We start from the raw sequence: 1,347 nt of genomic DNA, 5'->3' as shown, positions 1-1,347 counted from the left end.
AATTTTATCCTAATTATATTAAATCATTAATTATTTTATAAAAGTAACGTAAAGTTTGTAAATCCACATAAGATGTATATATATATTGTTTATTAGCTATAAAGTTTTTTATGTCCGCATCTTGTGCTAAAAAAACAATTTGCTTATTATCAATTCTTACTCCGTGTTCTATTCCTTGTAAAAATAAACAATTTATAGCATTATTTTTATTTTTTGATTTTGTAATAATATTATTTTTATGTTTTTCTTTGGCATTTGGTAATATTTCTATATTTTCAATATTTTCTATTTCTTTAAATATCAATTCACTTCTAAAATCTGTATTTATAGATAAATTATGTTCTGGCATAAGAATAAATTCTAATGGATATTTTTTATAGTATTCTATAGCGAATTTTTTATAATTTTTGATATTTAATTTTAATTCTATTTTATCACCTTTATATACGGCAAAACCATCCTCTATAAAAAAATTATTTTTAATATCCTCTTGAGCTTTATTTATTTTTGTTAATAAATCATTATATCTTAATTTATTTATTTCAGAATTAATAATTAAATCTTTTAATTTAGTTTCTTTTTTTAATTTATTTTGAAGTTCTTTAATAAAGTTTATCATAATGTTTAATTAATAGACCTTAAAATATTATAGATATGCTAATATTCTAAACTCTTTTAAAAAAATGTCTATATGTACAGTTTATACTCTTTTTCTGATTTTTAAACCTTTTATAAGCGGTTTTTTATATTTTTTATAGTAATTTTATCTTTAATCTGAAATTATATTTTGATCATATTGAGACATAGCCTCAATTAATATAGCTATAATTTGTTCTTTTTCAGAATAAAATTCGTCAGATTCTGATTTAAAAAAAGATAAAGCATATTCAAATAATTTATTTATTCTAGCTTCTTTAGTAAAGTAAATAAAATTGCCATTTTCATCTTTTCTATATACTTCATCCAATTGATTTTCTATATATTCATAGTCTAAATTTAAATCTTTATTAACAATATCTATATTATTCTTTTTTCTATATGTATTATGATACGCTCTAATAATTTTAAGTGCTTTTGGAGTTTCATTATTCATGTCTTTTCATATATTTTTTTAAATATGATTTATCTTTTTTTTCATCAACTTTTTTTGCTATAAAATCATATTCTTCATCTGTTAATATAATGTCATCATTTATATCTGAAGATATACATTTATTAAAAATTTTATTCTTTAACTCATCTTTATCAAGATACTCTAAAACAAATACATTTTCTTCATTGTTTTTTATTGTATCTTTATTTCCAAAAAAAGCATTAAAAAAACTATCAAAACTGGCTGTTCCATTG

At 18.9% G+C, this 1,347-nt stretch carries 3 protein-coding genes; all 3 read right to left on the bottom strand.

The features are described 5' to 3' along the window. Positions 1-13: 13 nt before the first annotated feature. Positions 14-619, bottom strand: a complete 606-nt coding sequence (locus EZH24_RS11960; protein WP_137999301.1) for a hypothetical protein — start codon at positions 617-619, stop codon at positions 14-16. Between the two features lie 150 nt (positions 620-769). Further along, complete coding sequence (locus EZH24_RS11955) at positions 770-1,093, bottom strand: hypothetical protein (protein ID WP_137999300.1); 324 nt, start codon at positions 1,091-1,093, stop codon at positions 770-772. After that, the coding region (locus tag EZH24_RS14310; RefSeq protein ID WP_161976170.1) for a hypothetical protein at positions 1,086-1,347 on the bottom strand (262 nt) is incomplete at its 5' end. The genes EZH24_RS14310 and EZH24_RS11955, both read right to left, overlap by 8 nt.

Origin of the sequence: Brachyspira catarrhinii, assembly GCF_005518285.1 — a bacterium.
GTDB classification, from domain to species: Bacteria; Spirochaetota; Brachyspiria; order Brachyspirales; family Brachyspiraceae; genus Brachyspira; species Brachyspira catarrhinii.
This window is presented reverse-complemented; position numbering and strand designations above follow the sequence as displayed.

Coding starts and splice junctions, on each gene's coding strand:
- EZH24_RS11955 (WP_137999300.1), bottom strand. CDS start 1,093: ATGAATAATGAAACTCCAAAAGCACTTAAAATTATTAGAGCGTATCAT.
- EZH24_RS11960 (WP_137999301.1), bottom strand. CDS start 619: ATGATAAACTTTATTAAAGAACTTCAAAATAAATTAAAAAAAGAAACT.